This is a genomic window from Mesorhizobium bavaricum, assembly GCF_056781655.1.
In genome coordinates, this window is record NZ_CM165566.1 from 5,817,314 (window position 1) to 5,835,163 (window position 17,850).

General features: G+C 62.0%; 16 protein-coding genes and 1 pseudogene. 15 read left to right on the top strand and 2 right to left on the bottom strand.

Features of this window, described 5'->3' with window-relative positions:
- Positions 1-140: 140 nt before the first annotated feature.
- Positions 141-1,031, bottom strand: coding sequence for an SMP-30/gluconolactonase/LRE family protein (locus AC1RZR_RS28525; protein WP_481826696.1), 891 nt, complete (start codon positions 1,029-1,031; stop codon positions 141-143).
- Between the two features lie 114 nt (positions 1,032-1,145).
- On the opposite strand from AC1RZR_RS28525, the gene AC1RZR_RS28530 reads away from it, so the two are divergent.
- From AC1RZR_RS28530 to AC1RZR_RS28590, 13 genes and pseudogenes are all read left to right on the top strand, one after another.
- Complete coding sequence (locus AC1RZR_RS28530; protein ID WP_477273871.1) at positions 1,146-1,868, top strand: FadR/GntR family transcriptional regulator; 723 nt, start codon at positions 1,146-1,148, stop codon at positions 1,866-1,868.
- Positions 1,865-3,067: a mandelate racemase/muconate lactonizing enzyme family protein gene (locus AC1RZR_RS28535; RefSeq protein ID WP_481826697.1), complete on the top strand. Its 1,203-nt coding sequence runs from the start codon at positions 1,865-1,867 to the stop codon at positions 3,065-3,067. Before AC1RZR_RS28530 ends, AC1RZR_RS28535 begins: the two co-directional genes overlap by 4 nt.
- A gap of 25 nt (positions 3,068-3,092) precedes the next feature.
- A complete protein-coding gene (locus AC1RZR_RS28540) occupies positions 3,093-4,070 on the top strand; it encodes a sugar ABC transporter substrate-binding protein (RefSeq protein ID WP_481826698.1) in 978 nt (325 codons plus the stop codon).
- Between the two features lie 76 nt (positions 4,071-4,146).
- Positions 4,147-5,124 (top strand): ABC transporter permease, encoded by a 978-nt coding sequence (locus AC1RZR_RS28545; protein ID WP_477273865.1) that lies wholly within the window; start codon positions 4,147-4,149, stop codon positions 5,122-5,124.
- Between the two features lie 3 nt (positions 5,125-5,127).
- Positions 5,128-5,859 carry an ATP-binding cassette domain-containing protein gene (locus AC1RZR_RS28550; RefSeq protein WP_481826699.1) on the top strand — a complete coding sequence of 244 codons (732 nt, stop codon included), beginning with the start codon at positions 5,128-5,130 and terminating at the stop codon, positions 5,857-5,859.
- Between the two features lie 16 nt (positions 5,860-5,875).
- Positions 5,876-6,633: pseudogene (locus tag AC1RZR_RS28555) on the top strand (SDR family oxidoreductase).
- Between the two features lie 16 nt (positions 6,634-6,649).
- Entirely contained in the window at positions 6,650-7,525 is an 876-nt protein-coding gene (locus AC1RZR_RS28560) for an aldose 1-epimerase (RefSeq protein WP_481826700.1), read from the top strand.
- 121 nt (positions 7,526-7,646) lie between these two features.
- Positions 7,647-8,795, top strand: coding sequence for a fumarylacetoacetate hydrolase family protein (locus AC1RZR_RS28565; RefSeq protein WP_481826701.1), 1,149 nt, complete (start codon positions 7,647-7,649; stop codon positions 8,793-8,795).
- A 51-nt stretch (positions 8,796-8,846) separates the two neighbouring features.
- Complete coding sequence (locus AC1RZR_RS28570; RefSeq protein WP_481826702.1) at positions 8,847-8,969, top strand: hypothetical protein; 123 nt, start codon at positions 8,847-8,849, stop codon at positions 8,967-8,969.
- Positions 8,970-9,157: 188 nt separating this feature from the next.
- Positions 9,158-10,093 carry a substrate-binding domain-containing protein gene (locus AC1RZR_RS28575; RefSeq protein ID WP_477273853.1) on the top strand — a complete coding sequence of 312 codons (936 nt, stop codon included), beginning with the start codon at positions 9,158-9,160 and terminating at the stop codon, positions 10,091-10,093.
- A 121-nt stretch (positions 10,094-10,214) separates the two neighbouring features.
- Positions 10,215-11,201 (top strand): ABC transporter permease, encoded by a 987-nt coding sequence (locus AC1RZR_RS28580; RefSeq protein WP_111547193.1) that lies wholly within the window; start codon positions 10,215-10,217, stop codon positions 11,199-11,201.
- Between the two features lie 3 nt (positions 11,202-11,204).
- Positions 11,205-11,996 carry an ATP-binding cassette domain-containing protein gene (locus tag AC1RZR_RS28585; protein WP_477273851.1) on the top strand — a complete coding sequence of 264 codons (792 nt, stop codon included), beginning with the start codon at positions 11,205-11,207 and terminating at the stop codon, positions 11,994-11,996.
- 203 nt (positions 11,997-12,199) lie between these two features.
- Positions 12,200-13,222 (top strand): LacI family DNA-binding transcriptional regulator, encoded by a 1,023-nt coding sequence (locus tag AC1RZR_RS28590; RefSeq protein ID WP_477273849.1) that lies wholly within the window; start codon positions 12,200-12,202, stop codon positions 13,220-13,222.
- A 338-nt stretch (positions 13,223-13,560) separates the two neighbouring features.
- On the opposite strand, the gene AC1RZR_RS28595 is transcribed toward AC1RZR_RS28590, so the two are convergent.
- On the bottom strand, positions 13,561-14,151 hold the full coding sequence (locus tag AC1RZR_RS28595) for a TetR/AcrR family transcriptional regulator (protein ID WP_379105582.1): 591 nt from the start codon (positions 14,149-14,151) through the stop codon (positions 13,561-13,563).
- Between the two features lie 148 nt (positions 14,152-14,299).
- On the opposite strand from AC1RZR_RS28595, the gene AC1RZR_RS28600 reads away from it, so the two are divergent.
- Entirely contained in the window at positions 14,300-14,665 is a 366-nt protein-coding gene (locus AC1RZR_RS28600) for a hypothetical protein (RefSeq protein ID WP_477273846.1), read from the top strand.
- Positions 14,659-17,835 (top strand): efflux RND transporter permease subunit, encoded by a 3,177-nt coding sequence (locus AC1RZR_RS28605; RefSeq protein ID WP_481826703.1) that lies wholly within the window; start codon positions 14,659-14,661, stop codon positions 17,833-17,835. Before AC1RZR_RS28600 ends, AC1RZR_RS28605 begins: the two co-directional genes overlap by 7 nt.
- The last annotated feature ends 15 nt before the right edge of the window (positions 17,836-17,850 follow it).

Below are 17,850 nucleotides of genomic sequence, written 5' to 3' on the forward strand. Positions count from 1 at the left end.
TTCCCGGCACCGCGACTAGCATCGGATGAAACAACGCTCCTCCTGCTATCAAAACGTGCGGTCCTTGCCCGCAATTGTGGAAATTGCCGCCGCAGGTCCAGCAAGTCTTCCGTCTTGGGGAGCGTTGGGTAAAAGCCCTCTCATCCGAACCGGTTGGTCGGCGTGCCTTGAACGCCTGTGCGCACCGCGAACAATCCGCCCTCTTGCGGATTTGCCCGCAAGTGTAGCCCGCTCATCGTAAATCGCGCCGAGGTGACGAAGAGAGTATCGAAATTCTCGCCACCAAAAGCGCAACTCGTCGGCCAGCTGCAAGGCAGTTCCACGACTTTGTCCAGAACTCCCCCGGGCGAGATGCGGACGAGACAGCCGCCCCCCGCAACGCGACAATTCCAGACATAGCCCTCCGCATCGATGCACGACCCATCCGGCAGACCGCGCGAAAAGCCGGAGAAGAAAAGGCGCCTGTCGGTTATTCGCGACTGCATCCTATCCCAATGATAGCGGAAAAGCTGGTTCTTCGTCGTATCCGCCGTGACGAAGGTGTCATCCGCCGTCCAGACCATTGTGTTGGTGATACCGAAGCGATCGGGGCTGAGCGCCTTTACAACGCCGGCGATGTCGACGCGATAGATCCGCCCCGCCTCTCGCGAAATATCGCGCGGAAGATCGTCGGGGCCGATATTGTTTTCCATGGTGCCGATCCAGAATGAGCCGTCCGGAGCGACCACGCCTTCGTTCAGCCGGGTGTCCTGGCTATCCGGTTCGATGGTTGCGATCGTCCTGAAGGTTTCGCCGAAATCCCACAGAGCCACGTCCTTTCGCAGCCCGACGATTGCACCACCGTCCCTGCGCAGGCCGATCGAGGTTACGAGGTCCGGTGCTTGCCAGCTCTGGTGGTCGAGAGTGCCCGGATCGAGCTGGTGGATGCGCCGTCCGATGATATCCACCCAGACCAGAGCCTTCCTGTCCTGGTCCCAGATCAGGCTCTCCCCGACGACATCCTGAGCATCGAATACGAAAATTGCCTGCATCTCTCCGCTATCCCTGCCGCGCCTCGTTTATCGCGCCGTTGGCGGCACTTGACAGACAGAATTTCACAAAGATATACACATTTCAAGAAAACATGTCATACAGGTTTGGGGTAAATGGTGAGCGATCGCAGCATGACGCCAGAGGAGACCAGTCCCGGCTTGGTGAGCGCCGCCATTCAGGCCATCACTCAACACATCCGTGTTGAAGGCCTCGGCCCTGGCGACCTTCTGCCCAGCGAAGCCGATATGACCCGCAAGCTTAGCGTCTCGCGGACAGTGGTACGGGAGGCGTTTCGATCGCTGTCGGCAATGCGCCTGATCGATATGAGCGCCGGTCGGCGCGCCAGCGTCGCCAAGCTCGACACTGGTGCGATGTCGATGGTGATCGAGCATGGCATCACCACCGAACAGATCAGCGTCCATCAGGTTTATGATGTGCGCCGTACCATCGAAATGCGCACGGTGGCCCTCGCCGCACTCCGGCGGACCGACGTGGAGGCGGCTGAAATACAAAAATGCGCGCGGCTGATGCGCGAGAACTATCGCGTGCCCGAGATCGTCATGGAACACGATATCGCGTTCCATGAGGTCATCGCGCGGGCCTCTCACAACCCGGTGTTCTCGTTGATCATCACCGCCTTCAGCGGTGTCACGAGACGCACCTGGGTAATCGGCTGGCGTACGCGCGCCACCGAGGAAGAGCAGATCAAGATGATCGAGGGCCACGGAGATATAGCCAGGGCGATCGTCGAGGGAAATCCGCAACTTGCCGCCGAACATATGGCCGCGCATTTCGACAAGAGCGTCAAGGCGCTGATCGATGCGGGGATCGCATGAAAATCCACTCGATCGAGACCATCCGCATCGAAGAGCGGCCCAATCTGCTCTGGGTCGAGGTGCATACCGACGAAGGCATCACTGGCCTTGGCGAAACCTTCTTCATGGCGCGCACGGTCGAGGAATACGTCCACGAATATGTCGCGCCACGCGTGATCGGCCGCGATCCGCTGCAGATCGATCTGCTTTCCGCGGATCTGGTTGGTTATCTCGGCTTCCGCTCAAGCGGCGTCGAAGTCCGCGGCAATTCCGCCTTCGACATCGCGCTCTGGGATATTTTCGGCAAGGCGACTGGCCAGCCGATTGCGCAACTTCTGGGAGGCTTTTCGCGGCAGTCCATTCGTACCTACAACACCTGCGCCGGTACCGAATATATCAAGGACGGCAAGGGACAGACCACGGCAAACTACGGTCTCGGCACAAGGCAGGGTTATGACGATCTGAACGGGTTTCTCCACCGCGCCGACGAATTGGCGGCGGAACTCCTTGAAGACGGTATCACGGCCATGAAGATTTGGCCTTTCGACCATGCCGCCGAGAAGAGCCGGGGGCAGGATATTACCGCCGCCGACCTCAAAGCCGCGCTGCAGCCTTTCGAGAAGGTTCGCAAAGCCGTCGGCGACAAGATCGACATCATGGTCGAGTTCCACTCCATGTGGCAGCTCCTACCGGCGATCAAGATCGCCAAAGCGCTGGCACCCTATGGCACGTACTGGCACGAGGATCCCATCCGCATGGATAGCCTCGCCGATCTCAAGCGCTATGAGGCCGCGAGCCCGGCGCCGATCTCGGCGTCAGAGACCTTGGGCAGTCGCTGGGCGTTCCGCGACCTTCTGGAGACCGGGGCTGCCGGCATCGTCATGCTGGACATCTCCTGGTGCGGCGGGCTTTCGGAGGCACGCAAGATTGCAGCGATGGCGGAGGCCTGGCACCTGCCAGTCGCCCCGCACGACTGCACCGGACCGGTGGTTCTGGCGGCGTCCACCCATTTGTCTCTCAACGCGCCCAACGCACTCGTGCAGGAGAGCGTGCGGGCATTTTACCGGACCTGGTATCGCGATCTTGTGACTGCGCTACCGGAAGTCAAGGACGGCATGATCACCGTGCCACCCGGCCCGGGTCTCGGGCTGGAACTCAATCCCGACCTCGGTCGGGCCTACACCGTCCATCGCCGTGTCTCAGACAAGGCGGACATCTGAAAAATACTCAACGGGAGGAATAGCAATGAAACGACTGACTGCAACACTTTTGCTCGCCACCACGCTGCTCGCCGGGCCTTCCGTCGCCAGCGCTGACGGGCTCAACATCGTCTTTACGCACCATTCGTCCGCCTCAAATACCTTCTGGCAAGCAGTGAAGAAGGGCTTTGACGATGCCTGCGGCAAGGTCGAGGCCAAGTGCAACATGATCTTCACCCAGACCGAAGGTTCGGTCGAGCAGCAACTCGCCAATATGCGCGCTGCACTTGCCGCCAAGCCGGATGCCTTGCTGACCTCGATCGTCGACAACAAGGCGTTCGACGACGTCATCAAGGAGGCGCGCGATGCCGGTGTGTTGGTGATTGCCGTCAATGTCGATGACACCGAAGGCGCCAAGGGCAATGCGCGGCAGGCCTTCATAGGGCAAGGTTTCAAGCCGGCAGGCTATTCGCTCGGCAAGGCGATTTCCGACAGCTTCCCGAAAGAAGGGCCAATCAAGGTTCTGGTCGGCATTTCCGCACCAGGCCAGAACTGGTCGGAAAGTCGCGGCGCAGGCGTGATGCAGTTCCTGGAGGAATACAAGGCGGCCCATCCCGACCGCCAAGTCTCATGGGAGCGGATCGACAGCGGAACGGACCTTGCGGTCACGTCCGATCGTGTCGGCGCCTATCTCAATGCGCATCCCGACACCACCGCCTATTTCGACACCGGCTTCTGGTGCGCGGGCGTTGCGCGGTCGCTGCAGGATCGCGGCGTCGCGCCCGGCAAGGTCCTTCTTGGCGGCTTCGATCTGGTGCCTGAGGTTCTGCAGCAGATGCAGAAGGGCTATGTGCAGGCCCTGGTGGACCAGCAGCCCTACATGCAGGGCTTCATGCCGGTGATGGAAGCCTACCTGAACAAGAAGGTGGGTCTGGCACCCTCCGACATCGACACGGGCCAGGGCATCGTGCGTCCGGATCAGGCCGACGCGATCATGACGCTTTCCGCGCAAGGCCTGCGTTAGGCCAACGTAACCATATGTTCGCCCGGCGGCACTCGCGCCGTCGGGCGTCCCTTGCCTCGAACTTCTGGAGCCTGCCTTGAAACGCATCTTCAAGACCTATCTGGAAAAGCCGGAATTGGCGGGACTGATCCTGTTGGTAATTCTGGTGGTGATTTTCGAGGTTCGCTCCAATGGCGTGTTCCTCAACCAGGACAACCTTCGCGGCATGCTCGGCATTCTACCCGAAACGGGCCTCGTCGCCATCGGCGTCACCATCCTGATGATCAGCGGCGAGTTCGACCTGTCGGTTGGGTCCGTATTCGCGCTAATGCCCATGTCGATGGCCGTCCTCATGGTCGAGGGCGTCCCTTTCCCGCTTGCCTTGCTGGCCGGCCTTGTCGTTTGCGCGGTGATCGGCTTCATCAACGGCTATGTGACGATCTGGTTCGAGATCCCGAGCTTCATCACCACGCTCGGCATGTTGTTCATCGCCCGGTCGCTGACGATCGTGGTCTCGGGCGGGTTTCCACCGCTGCTTCCCGCCGACTTGCCAAACTGGTTGTTCACCTCGTTTGTCGGTCCCGGCCACATGTTCCGCATGTCGTTCCTATGGTTCGCCGGAATTGCAGTGCTGACATCGCTGATGCTCTCCAGAACCAATTTCGGTAACTGGATAAAGGCCACCGGCGGCTTCCTTCCCGCTGCCGCCTCGATGGGCATCCCGACCGCCAGGGTAAAACTCGCCTGCTTCATGCTTTGCTCGATGCTGTCCGGTTTCGCCGGCATGCTGCAAGTGCTGAGACTGGGCTCTCCATTGCCCTCCATAGGCGAGGGGTTGGAACTCCAGGCAGTCGCAGCGGCTGTCATCGGCGGCGCCTCGCTCGCTGGCGGCATCGGCACTGTCGCAGGCGGTATCATCGGCACGATCCTCATCCGCATCATCGACAATGGGCTTGTGCTCTCCCAGGTCGACGCGAACTGGTTCAAATTCGCGATCGGTTTGCTGACTATCTTCGCGGTCGTCGCCAATGCTTGGATGCGCAAGCGTGCCAAGGCGATCAAGATGGAGAATTGATGCATGGACGACGCGATCATCTCCGTCCGCAATCTTCACAAATGGTACTCGGGCGTCCATGCGCTGAAGGGCGTGAGCCTCGACTTCAAACGGGGCGAGGCGCTCGGGCTTATTGGCGACAATGGCGCCGGCAAGTCGACGCTCATCAACATCCTGTCAGGCGTCCATACAGCCGACGAGGGCGAGATACTGGTCGAAGGCAAACCGGTGCGGATCGCCCGCCCTCGCGATGCGATGAACCTCGGCATCGAGACCATCTACCAGTACAATTCCATGGTTCCGACCATGTCGATCGCCAGGAACCTGTTTATCGGCAGGGAACCAACTCGGTTTTCCGTATTCGGTGTTGGCGTCCTCGACCAGAAGAAGATGGGCAGCGAAAGCATCAAGGCGATTGCGAATGTCGACCTACATCTTCGCTCACCCGACGCGCTGGTCGGTGAATTGTCAGGCGGCCAGCGACAGGGTGTCGCCATCGCGCGCGCCATGCATTTCAAGTCGAAGGTGATGATCCTCGACGAACCGACCAATCACCTTTCGGTCAAGGAGACCAACAAGGTTATCGGCTTCGTTCGTGGTCTAAAGGCACAAGGGGTGACAGGCGTTTTCATCAGCCACAACATGCATCATGTTTTCGATTGCTGTGATCGTGTGGTCGCGATGGCGCGCGGCGAGGTCGTGCTCGACAAGCGCATCGAGGATACCTCCATCGACGAAGTCCACAGCGTGCTTTGAGACGTGGGTGATGGCCATGACGAACCTTTCCGGCAAAGTGGCACTCCTGACGGGCGGTCTGGGTTCGCTCGGCCGTGCCCAGGCTGCGGCGCTTGCTCGTGCCGGCGCTCGCGTGCTTTTGCTGGATCGCCCGGAGACTGTCGAAGGACCCGAGATCGCAGCTGAGTTGGCGGCGGCCAACAACGGTGCGATCGTCTATGTCGGATGCGACTTAAACCGCTTGGCCGAAGCCGAGGCCGTGGTCAAGGCGCTCGCCAACGAAGAAGGCGCGATTGACATCTTGATCAACAATGCGGCGCTCATCATCAACCGTCCGTTCGAGGAATTTTCGCTCGCCGAATACGAGGACCAGATCCGCGTGAATTCCTCCGCCGCCTTCGCGCTGGTGCGTGCCTGCGCTCCCGGCATGAAGACCAAGGGCCACGGGAGGATCGTCAATTTCTGTTCAGTGACGCTGAACGGCCGCTGGGACGGTTATGTGCCCTATGTTGCCTCGAAAAAGGCGCCATGCTCGGTCTCACGAAGTCGCTGGCGCGGGAATTGGGACCGCACGGCATCACCGTGAACGCGGTGTCGCCCGGCGCCGTCGTTTCAGAGGCGGAGGAGCGCGTTTTCGGAGAGCGCCTCAAGGAATACAACGATTGGATCCTGACCAACCAGAGCCTGAAACGCCGCATCGAGCCGCAGCATGTCGCCGATCTCGTACTGTTCCTCGTTTCCCCGGGCTCGGACATGATCAGTGGTCAGAACATCCATGTCGACGGCGGCTGGTAGCCGTGACGGTCCGCCCATGACGAGCACCGAAGCGGTCGAACTTGCCGATGGGCGCGCCAGCCTCGTCGTGCGGCCCTGCGAGGGGGCTGCCATCCTGCGTTACGATGCCCTGCGCCCCGGCAGGCCGCCGACCCCTCTCATCAAGCCATCGACGGGCCTGCTGAAGTTCGGATCGCAACTGCTGGTTCCATGGTCGAACCGTATTTCCGGCGGGGGCTTCGAGTTCGAAGGGCGCTTCCATGCGATCGAACCCAATGTCGAAGGCGAACCGTTCCCGCTCCATGGCGATGGCTTTCAAAGACCGTGGCGGCTGACACGACGAACCAGCACCGAAATGGAGCTGGTTCTGGAAAACGGGGCAATCGGGCCTTACCGCTACCATGCAAGCGTCCGCTACGCACTGGAGGATGGCGCGCTGGCTGCGGTCCTGACAGTCGAGAACCGGGCCGCCATGCGCCTGCCCTACGGGCTCGGCTTCCATCCGTGGTTTCCGCGCAGCCCCCATACCTTGCTCCAAGCATCGGCGACAAGGGTCTGGCTGGAGGACGAACGCCACCTGCCGACGACTGTTGTGTCGGTTGCCTCCCGTACGGACTGGGATTTTTCTAGAGCTGTGCCGCTTCCCGACACCTGGGTCAACAATGCCTTCGAAGGCTGGGATGGCCGCGCCTCGATTGTCCAGCCCGATGACGCTATCGTCGTTACGATCGAGGCATCGCCGTCGCTGAACATCTTCGTTCTCTATTCGCCAGCACGAGATGCCGATTTCTTCTGTTTCGAACCGGTTTCACATGCCGTGGACGCCCATCATGGCAGCGGCCTAACCAGGCTGGAACATGGCAGATCGACAAGCGGGCATTTGCGTCTACGCTGGGATGAGCTGTGGCAATGAATCGGGAGCGCGAGGCGGCGTTCGGCGCCGTCGGCGCAGAGACATGCCGACTTGAAGAACAGACCATGGCACTTCACAATGTTGAATCATTCTGCCCTGTGACGAGAGAGTAGTTGCGAACATGATCTTTCTGCCAGACGACGGTGTCTTTCTCGGCCGCACCCGATCACCGGCCGCGCCCCACCCTTTGGTGGTCACGGTGCGCGACGGCACCGTCTTCGACATCACGTCGAGCACGGCACCAACCGTGCGGGATGTCTGCGAGATGCCAGATCCTGCCGGCCATGTGCGGTCGGCCAAGGGCACGCCGATCGGCTCGCTCGACGCCATCGCCGCCAACAGTTTTGAGGCGACGCGGGATGCGAACAAACCCTATCTCCTGTCGCCGGCCGACCTGCAGGCGGTCAAGGCCTCGGGCGTCACTTTCGTCGTCAGCCTGCTGGAACGGGTGATCGAGGAACAGGCGCGCGGTTCGGCGGAAAAGGCGGACGCCATCCGCGCCGACATTGCCGGGCTGATCGGCCACGATCTGTCGAAGCTGAAGCCGGGCTCGCCTGAAGCGATGGAGATCAAGGCCAAGCTCATCGCACGCGGTGCCTGGTCGCAATATCTGGAAGTCGGCATCGGCCCCGATGCCGAGATTTTCACCAAGTGCCAGCCGATGGCCTCGGTCGGTTTCGGCGCCGATGTCGGCCTGCACCCGGTGTCGACCTGGAACAATCCCGAGCCCGAGATCGCCATGCTCGCCGCCAGCAGCGGCAGGATCGTCGGCGCGACCATCGGCAACGACGTCAATCTGCGCGACGTCGAAGGGCGTTCGGCGCTGCTGCTCGGCAAGGCGAAGGACAACAATGCCTCGGCCGCCCTCGGCCCCTTCATCCGCCTGTTCGACGACACCTTCTCGATCGACGACGTCAAGCGGGCCGTGGTGCGCCTGAAGGTCGAGGGCCAGGATGGGTTTTCGCTGGAGGGCGCGAGCTCGATGGCCGAGATCAGCCGCTCGCCGGAAGAGCTGGTTGCCGCCGCCATGGGCCCGCACCACCAGTATCCGGACGGGCTGGCGCTCTATCTCGGCACCATGTTCGTGCCGTCGAAGGATCGCGGCGAAAAGGGCAAGGGCTTCACCCACAAGGTCGGCGATATCGTCACGATCTCGTCGGAGAAATTCGGCGCGCTGGTCAACCGGGTGCGGCTGTCGCCCGACTGCCCGCACTGGACCTACGGCGCCAGCCATCTGATGCGCGATCTGGCGAAGGCGGATTTCATTTAGTCGGCCTTCGCCCAAAAAGCCGCCGCCCATGCCGGCATTCCGACCGCCAAGGTGCGGCGGCTGACGCTGGTGCTGATGGGCACGATGGCGGGGCTTGCCGGAGTGATCCAGGTCGGCGCCGGCGGCATCGTCGACGCCAACCCTGCGACTGCCGCGAAAAATCACCTCAACTGATGCAATCTGATGGGACCGTTGATGGCGCCTCGTCAGGCGCCAACTACATCTGCAGATGGAGGCTTGCCATCCGTCGAAAAAGGGAATGCTCTGATGCATCCAACCGGCGCTGGCAAAAGACGCAATCCGGCGGTCGCCGGGACAAGGGACGGATTCGGAACTGACCATCTACAACGGGAGGAAATCAAATGCTGACACGGCTAAGACTCGTTCTATATGGCCTGTTGGTGGCGCTGACGATTGTTCCGGCAGCGGCACAGGCCAAGACGTTTTACTGGATTTCGCATGGCGGCCCGGCTGACCCGGTCTGGACCTACTTCCTGGCTGGCGCCAAGCAATGGGCCAAGGACACCGGCAACACCGTCAACACCTCGTTCCACAATGGCGACGTGGCCTCGCAGCAGGAAGCGGTTCGCGCCGCCCTCTCCGCCAAGGCCGATGGCATCGTCACCACGAGTCCCGATCCGGGCAGCCTTGTCGAGATCGTCAAGGAAGCCCGCGCGGCCAACATCCCGATCATCAACTTCAACACGCCTGACCCGAAGGCCAACTTCAACGCCTATGTCGGCGGCGACAACGTCACCTTCGGCAAGCACTGGGCGCAGTATCTGGTCGACAAGGGCCTGGTGAAGAAAGGCGACTTTGTCTGGATGCCGGTCGAGGTCCCCGGCGCCACCTATGGCGTCCAGGAAGAGGAAGGCATCAAGAGCGTCTTCGGGCCGCTCGGCATCACCTATGAAGTGACCGAAGCGACGCTCGACCAGGCCGAAGTGATCAACCGCATGGTCGACTACCTCACCGCCAACAAGGCCAAGGTCAAGGCGATCATCGGCCTCGGCGATCTGGTCACCGGCTCGATCAAGCGGGTGTTCGACCAGGTCGGCATCAAGCCTGGCGAAATTCCGGTTGTCGGCTGGGGCAACTCGCTCGACACCACCCAGGAAGTGCTGAACGGCTACGTCAATGCCGGCCAGTGGCAGGATCCGCAGGCAACCAGCTATGTCGCACTCTCCCTGGCCAACATGGCCGCCAGCGGCATTCCTCCGGGCTTCAACGTGATCACCGGCGCGCTCTACGAAAAGGACACCGCCGCGGTCTACGACAAGATTCTGTCCGGCAAGTAAGACCTCAAACTCAGACGGTCGCGACTGCTTCGGCGGTCGCGACTGGCTTCTTCCTTTTCGCCGAGCCCTTCGCATGCGGATGCGCAAGGCCCAGCCTTTCCAATCCTGTCGCAGGTTGCTCGTGGAACATCGTTCACTCATCCAACGCCTGATCGCGCGGCCTGAATTCGGCCCCTTGGTGCTGCTCGTCATCGAGATCGCCGTTTTCTGGAGCATCAACCACGACTTCCTGTCGCCACAGAACATATCGAACACGCTGGCCTTCACGGTCGAACTCGGCCTGATCGCGCTGGCGATGACGCTGTTGATGACGTCAGGCGAGTTCGACCTTTCGGTCGGTTCGTTGTTCGGCTTCTCGCCGGTGCTGATGTGGACGCTGTTCAACAGCGGCCTCACGTCGCTGGAGGTCGGCTTTGTCGCAGCGCTGCTGGTCGCCGCCTTCATCGGGCTGGTCAACGGCTGGTTCGTCACACAGCTCAAGATCCCGTCCTTCCTGGTGACGCTCGGCATGCTGCTGGTGGTGCGCGGCACCGCCCTTTTCGTCACAGACGGCTTTCCGCAGCGCACCTGGAGCGCGGAAGGCAGCTGGCTGGCGGAGGCGCTGGTCGGCGACTTCTTCATCGGACCGTTCCGCATCTACATGTCGCTGTTCTGGTTCATCGCGGCGGCCATCGCGCTCGGCTATGTCCTGACGCAAAGCCGTACCGGCAACTGGATCCAGGCGGCCGGCGGCAATCCCAATGCGGCGCGCGCCCGCGGCGTCAATGTCAGCGGCGTCAAGATCGGCCTGTTCGTGCTGTCATCGCTGATGGCCTCGCTTGCCGGCGTCATCAGTTCCTTGCGCACTTCCGCCGCCAACCCCAACAGCGGCACCGGCTATGAGCTCGAAGTCATCGCCATGGTGGTGATCGGCGGCACGGCGCTGACCGGCGGGCGCGGTACGATCATCGGCACCGTGCTCGGCATCCTGATCCTGCGCGTCATGCGCAACGGCATCGTGCTGATCGGCGTGCCGGGCCTCGCCTACAACATCTTCATCGGGGCGATCATCCTTGGCATGATGGCGCTCCATTCATGGCTGGAACGCCGGCATCAGGCAGGGACTTGAACCATGGCCGAGCCACTGATCCGCATGCAGAACATCCGCAAGTCCTATGGCCGCGTGCAGGCGCTCGAGGACGCCAGTTTCCATGTCAATGAACGGGAGATCGTCGGCCTGCTCGGCGACAATGGCGCCGGCAAGTCGACGCTGATCAAGGTGCTCTCGGGTGCCGTTCCGCTGACCAGCGGCGACATCTTCATCCGCGGCAAGAAAGTGAATTTGCGCAGCACCAGCGATGCCATCGCCCACGGCATCGAGACGATCTACCAGGACTCGGCACTGGTCACGCAATTGTCGATCGCCCGCAATCTGTTCCTCGGACGCGAGCCGATCAAGCCGCCGCGTTTCCTCAACCGGATGGACCAGGACGCCATGAACACGGTCGCGCGCGATCTGCTCAAGCAGGTCGGTATCTCGAAGAACATCCCGCCAACGACACCGATCGGCTCGCTCTCCGGCGGCGAGCGGCAGGCGGTGGCGATCGCGCGCGCCATGCATTTCGACAGCGACCTCATCATCCTCGACGAGCCGACCAACAATCTCGGCGTTGCCGAGACACAGGGCGTGCTGAGCTTCGTGCGCAGCGCTCGCGATTCCGGCCATTCGTGCATCTTCATCGCCCACAACATCCACCATGTCTTCCAGGTGGTCGACCGCATCGTCGTCATGCGCCGGGGCAAGGTGGTCGCCGACGACATCGACCCGAAGAAGACCAGCGTGGCGGAAGTCGAACGGATCATCACCGGCATGTCGGACAAGGAAATCCGCGATGCCATCGCCGATGGCAAGCCATCGCACTGAGACAGACGGCAAGCCTTCACCTGAGAACGGGCGAAAGACGTCTTGTCGAGGCAGTCGAATGATCATCCGGCTGACGGGTGGCAATCATCCGTCACCTCAAATCGCATCGCTCGTCTGGCGCGGCATCGCATCGGCACATAGGGTTGCGGCATGAAAGCCACCATCTCGGATATCGCCCGCAATTGCGGGCTGTGGGTTGCGGCATGAAAGCCACCGTCTCGGATATCGCCCGCAATTGCGGGCTGTCGACAGCAACGGTCGACAGGGTGCTCAACAACCGGCCAGGCGCGAGTGCCGCCAACCGGCAACGCGTCATGGAGGCCGCCAAGCAGCTCGGCTACCTGCCGGTCGCCGACCAGGTGACGCTGCCGTCGCGGCCTGCCCATCTCGAATTCCTGCTGCCGATCGGCAGCAATGCCTTCATGCGCGATCTCGCCGGACATATCGAGGACTACGCCGCGCGGCTGCCGCTTGTCGCCTCGTGCCGGATCCACAACCTCGCCGGAATCTCGCCGAACGCACTGCAGACCGCCGTCGAAAACCTCTCGCTCAGGGCCAATGGCGTCGGTGTCATCGCCGTCGACCATCCGCGCACGCGCAACATCCTGCGCGACATCGTCGATGCCGGCATGCGCCTGGTGACGCTGGTGTCCGATGTGCCGGCAGCCCCGCGATCGGCCTATGTCGGCATCGACAACCGGGTGGCGGGGCGAACGGCGGCGCTGTTGATGGGACGATTCCTCGGCGGCCGGACCGGCCATCTGGCGATGGTCGTCGGCTCGCGCTCCTATCGCGGTCATGAAGAACGCGAAATGGGGTTCCGCTCGGTGCTCAACGAGGAGTTTCCCAACCTGACCGTCAGCAGCGCCGTCGAAATCAACGACGAGCCCGACGTCAGCTATGCCGCGACCATGAAGGCGCTGCACAACGAGCCCGAACTGCTCGGCATCTATTGCGTCGGAGCCGGACATTCGGGTGTTGCAAAGGCGATCCGGGACGCCAGGCCCAATCGCAAGCCGGTGTTCATCTGTCACGACCTCACCCGGGACACTCGGGGCTATCTCGTCGACGACCTGCTCGATGTCGTCATCGACCAGAATGCCAGGCTGATCGCCGAACAGTCGGTCATTCGCCTGCTTGGCTCGATTGCATCCTCGGCGCCCTATCTGACAAGGAAGTTCATCGAACCGCGCCTGATCTTCAGGGAAAACGTTCCGGTGCAGTGAACCCCACCTGAGCTTTTTCGGTCACACTCGACAACTTTCGCGGGTGATACAGCAAATCTGCACAGCTGCTATGCACGATCCACGATTGCCGAATCGTTGGGCAACCTCTAGTTTGGAGTTGTCGGCCATCTACTCCTCCCAGATGCGATGCCGACGCTGAATGGGGTGCACCTCCTCCCGCGCCACATTCGAAATCGAGCCCGCTGCCACCTCCTCCCGGCAGCGGGCTTTTTTCGTTCCGGTCAACGACGGTTGCAGCGCTGCTCACGCCAAAAGACGTGAGGCGTCTTCATTCTCGGCTACGAGATCGGATGGGGCAGTCAACAGCTGCGAAGAATTCAGCCGGCTGAAGTGCCGCGGAAGGACACGATCAGCCCTTCAGCCATGCGGACAAACTGCGCGCTGGGGCCTTCCGTACCGACACTTTGAACGCTGACACGGGCGCCTTCGAGCAGAAGCGACAGCGTATCGGCAAGTAGCTCGGCCTGGCCGATGCCGGCATCCCTGCACAGCGTCACGAGGCGATCGCGCTGGGCCTCCTTGAGTTCCTTGATCACGCGCCTGGCCGGATGGTCGGTCTCGCTCAACTCGACGGCGGCATTGGCCATGTCGCAGCCGCGGCCGTCCGCCCTGAGCATATCGGCAGCAACACGAACCCAGGCATGCAGTTGAGCCAGCTTGTCGCCGGGGTGTTCGATTTCGAATTTTTCCCACATCGCACCAGCCTTGCAGGCGGTGGCGCGCAGGCATTGGATGATGAGGTCGTCCTTGGAATCGAAATGGCGATAGAGCGTCATCTTGTTGGTTCCGGCGGCCTCAGTGATCGCGTCGATGCCGACGCCCTTGATGCCATGCTTGTGAAACATGTCCTGCGCCGTCTCCAGGATCCTGTCCCGGGGGCGAGCGCGTTCCACAGTGCCGTCTTCCATCAAAACCTCCTTGGTTTCCCAAAAATCCCTCGGTACGCCTCTTGACTAGGGTGTTACCGGTCTGTAACGTCACGAATGTTACTTACTGGTAACACCTATATCGCCACTCGTCAATCACAAGGCTGTGAACTGGTCCTACCAGATCAACATGAGCGAGATCGAGATGGCGAAAATTGCAGGTCATGCGGCTTTGGCCGGTGAAGAGATGAAAAACGGTTTGCGAGCATGGGCTGCGAATCGACAGACAAGGAGCCGGCCAATGCCACAGCGCCGCGATCTTACCATAGATGAAGCCGTCCGGGATCCGATGATCCGGCTGGTCATGAAAGCAGATGGCGTCGACCCGCGCGCCTTCGAGAGAATGCTGCGCTCGCTCGCCGATGCGCAGCGCCGCGAGGTGCCGTTGCTGCGTTCGCTGGAAGAGCCTGGTGAGGGGCGCGGCCAAAGGCTGTCCAGGGTTGCCAGTGCCTTCGGCAAGGCAAGAGCAGCCGGGGAGGCCTGTGTGTCGTGGTAAACTTTTTCATCCACCGTCCGATCTTCGCCTCGGCGATCGCCATCATCATGGTGCTCGCCGGGACGATTTGTTATTTCCTGCTGCCTGTCTCGCAGTTTCCCGACATCACACCACCGCAGGTCGTGGTCAGCGCCCATTATCCAGGCGCCAGCGCGCAGGTGGTTGCCGATACCGTGACGACGCCGCTTGAGCAGCAGATCAACGGCGTGCAAGGCATGACCTACATGTCGTCGACGAGCTCCAATGACGGCTCCTCGACCATCACCATCACCTTCGATGTCGGCTACTCCCTGAGCACCGCCGCCGTCGACGTCCAGAACCGCGTCTCGCAGGCCGCCTCGTCGCTCCCGGCGATCGTCAATCAGGGCGGTGTGACGATCAAGAAGCAGAATCCGAACTTCGTCCTCATCGTCAACCTGACTTCGCCGGACAGTTCGGTCGATCCGGTGGCGCTGAGCAATCTCGCCTATCTGCAGGTGGTCGATCCGTTGAAGCGGCTGCCCGGTGTCGGCGATGTGCAGATCTTCGGCGAGCGGCGCTATTCGATGCGCGTCTGGCTCGACCCGGACAAGCTCGCCAATCTCGGCATCACCGCCGTCGACGTCCAGAATGCGATTGCCGAGCAGAACGTCCAGGTGGCGGCCGGCAAGATCGGCCAGTCGCCGGCGCCCGCCGGCACGGCGTTCGAGATGCAGGTCAATGCCGTCGGCCGGTTGAGCGATCCCAAGGAGTTCGGCGATATCGTCGTGCGCGCCAACACCGACACCGGCTCACTGGTGCGGCTGCGCGACGTCGCCCGTATCGAGCTCGGCGCCCTGCAATATTCATCATCGGCCTTTTTCGGCAAGGATCCGACCGTCGTGCTTGCCGTCTACCAGATGCCAGGCTCCAACGCGCTCGATCTGCAACAGCGCGTCAAGGACAAGATGCAGGAGCTGTCGGGCCGTTTCCCCAAGGGCGTCTCTTACGCGATGCACTACGACACGACACGCTTCGTCTCGGCGTCGATGCATGACGTGCTGATCACGCTCGCTGAAGCGCTGGTCCTGGTCGTCGCCGTGGTGTTCCTCTTCCTGCAAAGCTGGCGCACGACGATCATCCCGACCATCGCCATTCCGGTATCGCTGGTGGCGACGCTTGTCGTCATGGAGATGCTTGGCTTCTCGCTGAACATGTTGAGCCTGCTCGGCATGGTGCTGGCGATCGGCCTCGTCGTCGACGATGCCATCGTCGTGGTCGAGAACGTCGAACGACAGCTGGAGGCCGGGCTCAAGCCGCTGGCGGCGACCAAGGCCGCGATGGCCGAGGTCACCGGTCCGATCATCGCCACCACCGCCGTGCTGATGGCGGTGTTCGTGCCGGTCGCCTTCATTCCCGGCGTCTCCGGCAAGCTGTACAACCAGTTCGCGCTGACGGTGGCGATCTCCGTCGGCATCTCCGCCTTCAACTCGCTGACGCTCAGCCCCGCGCTCAGTGCCGCCTTCCTGCGGCATCGACCGCCAACCCAGTTCGTGCTGTTCCGCTGGTTCAACACCGGCTTCGACCGGCTGTCGCATGCCTATGCCCATGGCGTGCGCATACTGATCCGCTTGCGCTGGATCATGCTTGGCCTGTTCGCGGCCGGTCTGGTCGCCACTTATTTCGTCTGGCAGCGCCTGCCCTCGACCTTCCTTCCGGTCGAGGACCAGGGTTACTTCTTCGTCGTCATCCAGTTGCCCGACGGTGCTTCGCTGGAGCGCACCGACGCGGTGGCGAAGAAGGCGCGCGACATCCTGCAGGCGACGCCCGGCGTCGACATCGTCGGCTCGATCAGCGGCCTGAACTTCCTGACCAGTGCGGCGCAGTCGAATTCGGCGGTCGAATTCGCCATCCTGAAGCCTTGGGAGGAGCGCAGCCCCGACCAGAGCGCGTCGAAGCTCGTCGCCGACGTGCGCGGCAAGCTGCTGCAAATTCCGGAAGCCTTTGCGCTGAGCTTCGATCCGCCCTCGATCCCGGGTATCGGGACCACAGGCGGCTTCGAGTTCGTCGTCGAGGATCTCACCGGCCGCGGCAGTTCAGCCCTCAACGATGCGACGCAAGCCGTGATCGCAGAGGCGCGCAAGCAGCCGGAGATCAATCCGCAGCAGCTGTTTTCGCCGTTCTCGACCTCGACGCCGCAGTTCAACTACGATCTCGATCGCAGCAAGGCGAAACTGCTCGGCCTCAACCTGCCGGATGTGTTCAACACGCTGCAGATCTATCTCGGCTCGCTCTACGTCAACGACTTCAACCTGTTCGGCCGCACCTTCCGGGTGACCATACAAGCCGACAAGGATGCACGTGCGGGTGCGGCCGACATTTCGCGGCTCTATGTGCGCAATGCCTCCGGCGGCATGGTGCCGTTGAGTACACTTGGCAAGCTCGTGCCGTTCGTTGGCCCGGAAACCGTGCCGCATTACAACAACAACGCGTCGGCCTCGATCAATGGCGGCGCCGCTCCGGGCTTTTCCTCGGGCCAGGCGGTCGCGGCGATGGAACGGGCCGCGGCCACCGCCCTGCCCAGGGATTTCGGTTTCGAATGGACCGGCATCACCTTCCAGGAGCTCAAGGCAGGGTCGATCGCGTCCGTCGTCTTCGGCCTCGCCATCGTCTTCGTCTTCCTGATCCTGGCGGCGCAGTATGAGAGCTGGGCGATGCCGTTCATGGTGCTGCTGGCGGTGCCGCTCGCCTTGTTCGGCGCGTTCGTGGTGCTGTGGGCGCGTGGCATGCAGATCGACGTCTACTCGCAGATCGGCTTCGTCATGCTGATCGGCCTGGCGGCCAAGAACGCCATCCTGATCGTCGAATTCGCCCGGCGACGACGCGAGGAGGGCCTCAGCATCGTCGACGCGGCGATGGAGGCTGCACGACTGCGGCTGCGGCCGATCCTGATGACGGCCTTTGCCTTCATCCTCGGTGTGCTGCCGCTGATGTTCGCGACCGGCGCCGGTGCAGCAAGCCGTCAGTCGATCGGCACCACCGTCTTTGGCGGCATGGTCGCGGCGACCATCCTGTCGCTGGTGTTCGTGCCGGTCTTCTACGCGGTCATCGAACAGCTGCGCGAACGCCGTGGCAATGACGAGCCCGCCGCTGAACACACTGAACCAACTGCCGAACCCGCCTTCCCTCCCCTGGCGGAAGCGGCCGAATAAGATTGGAGACTAATC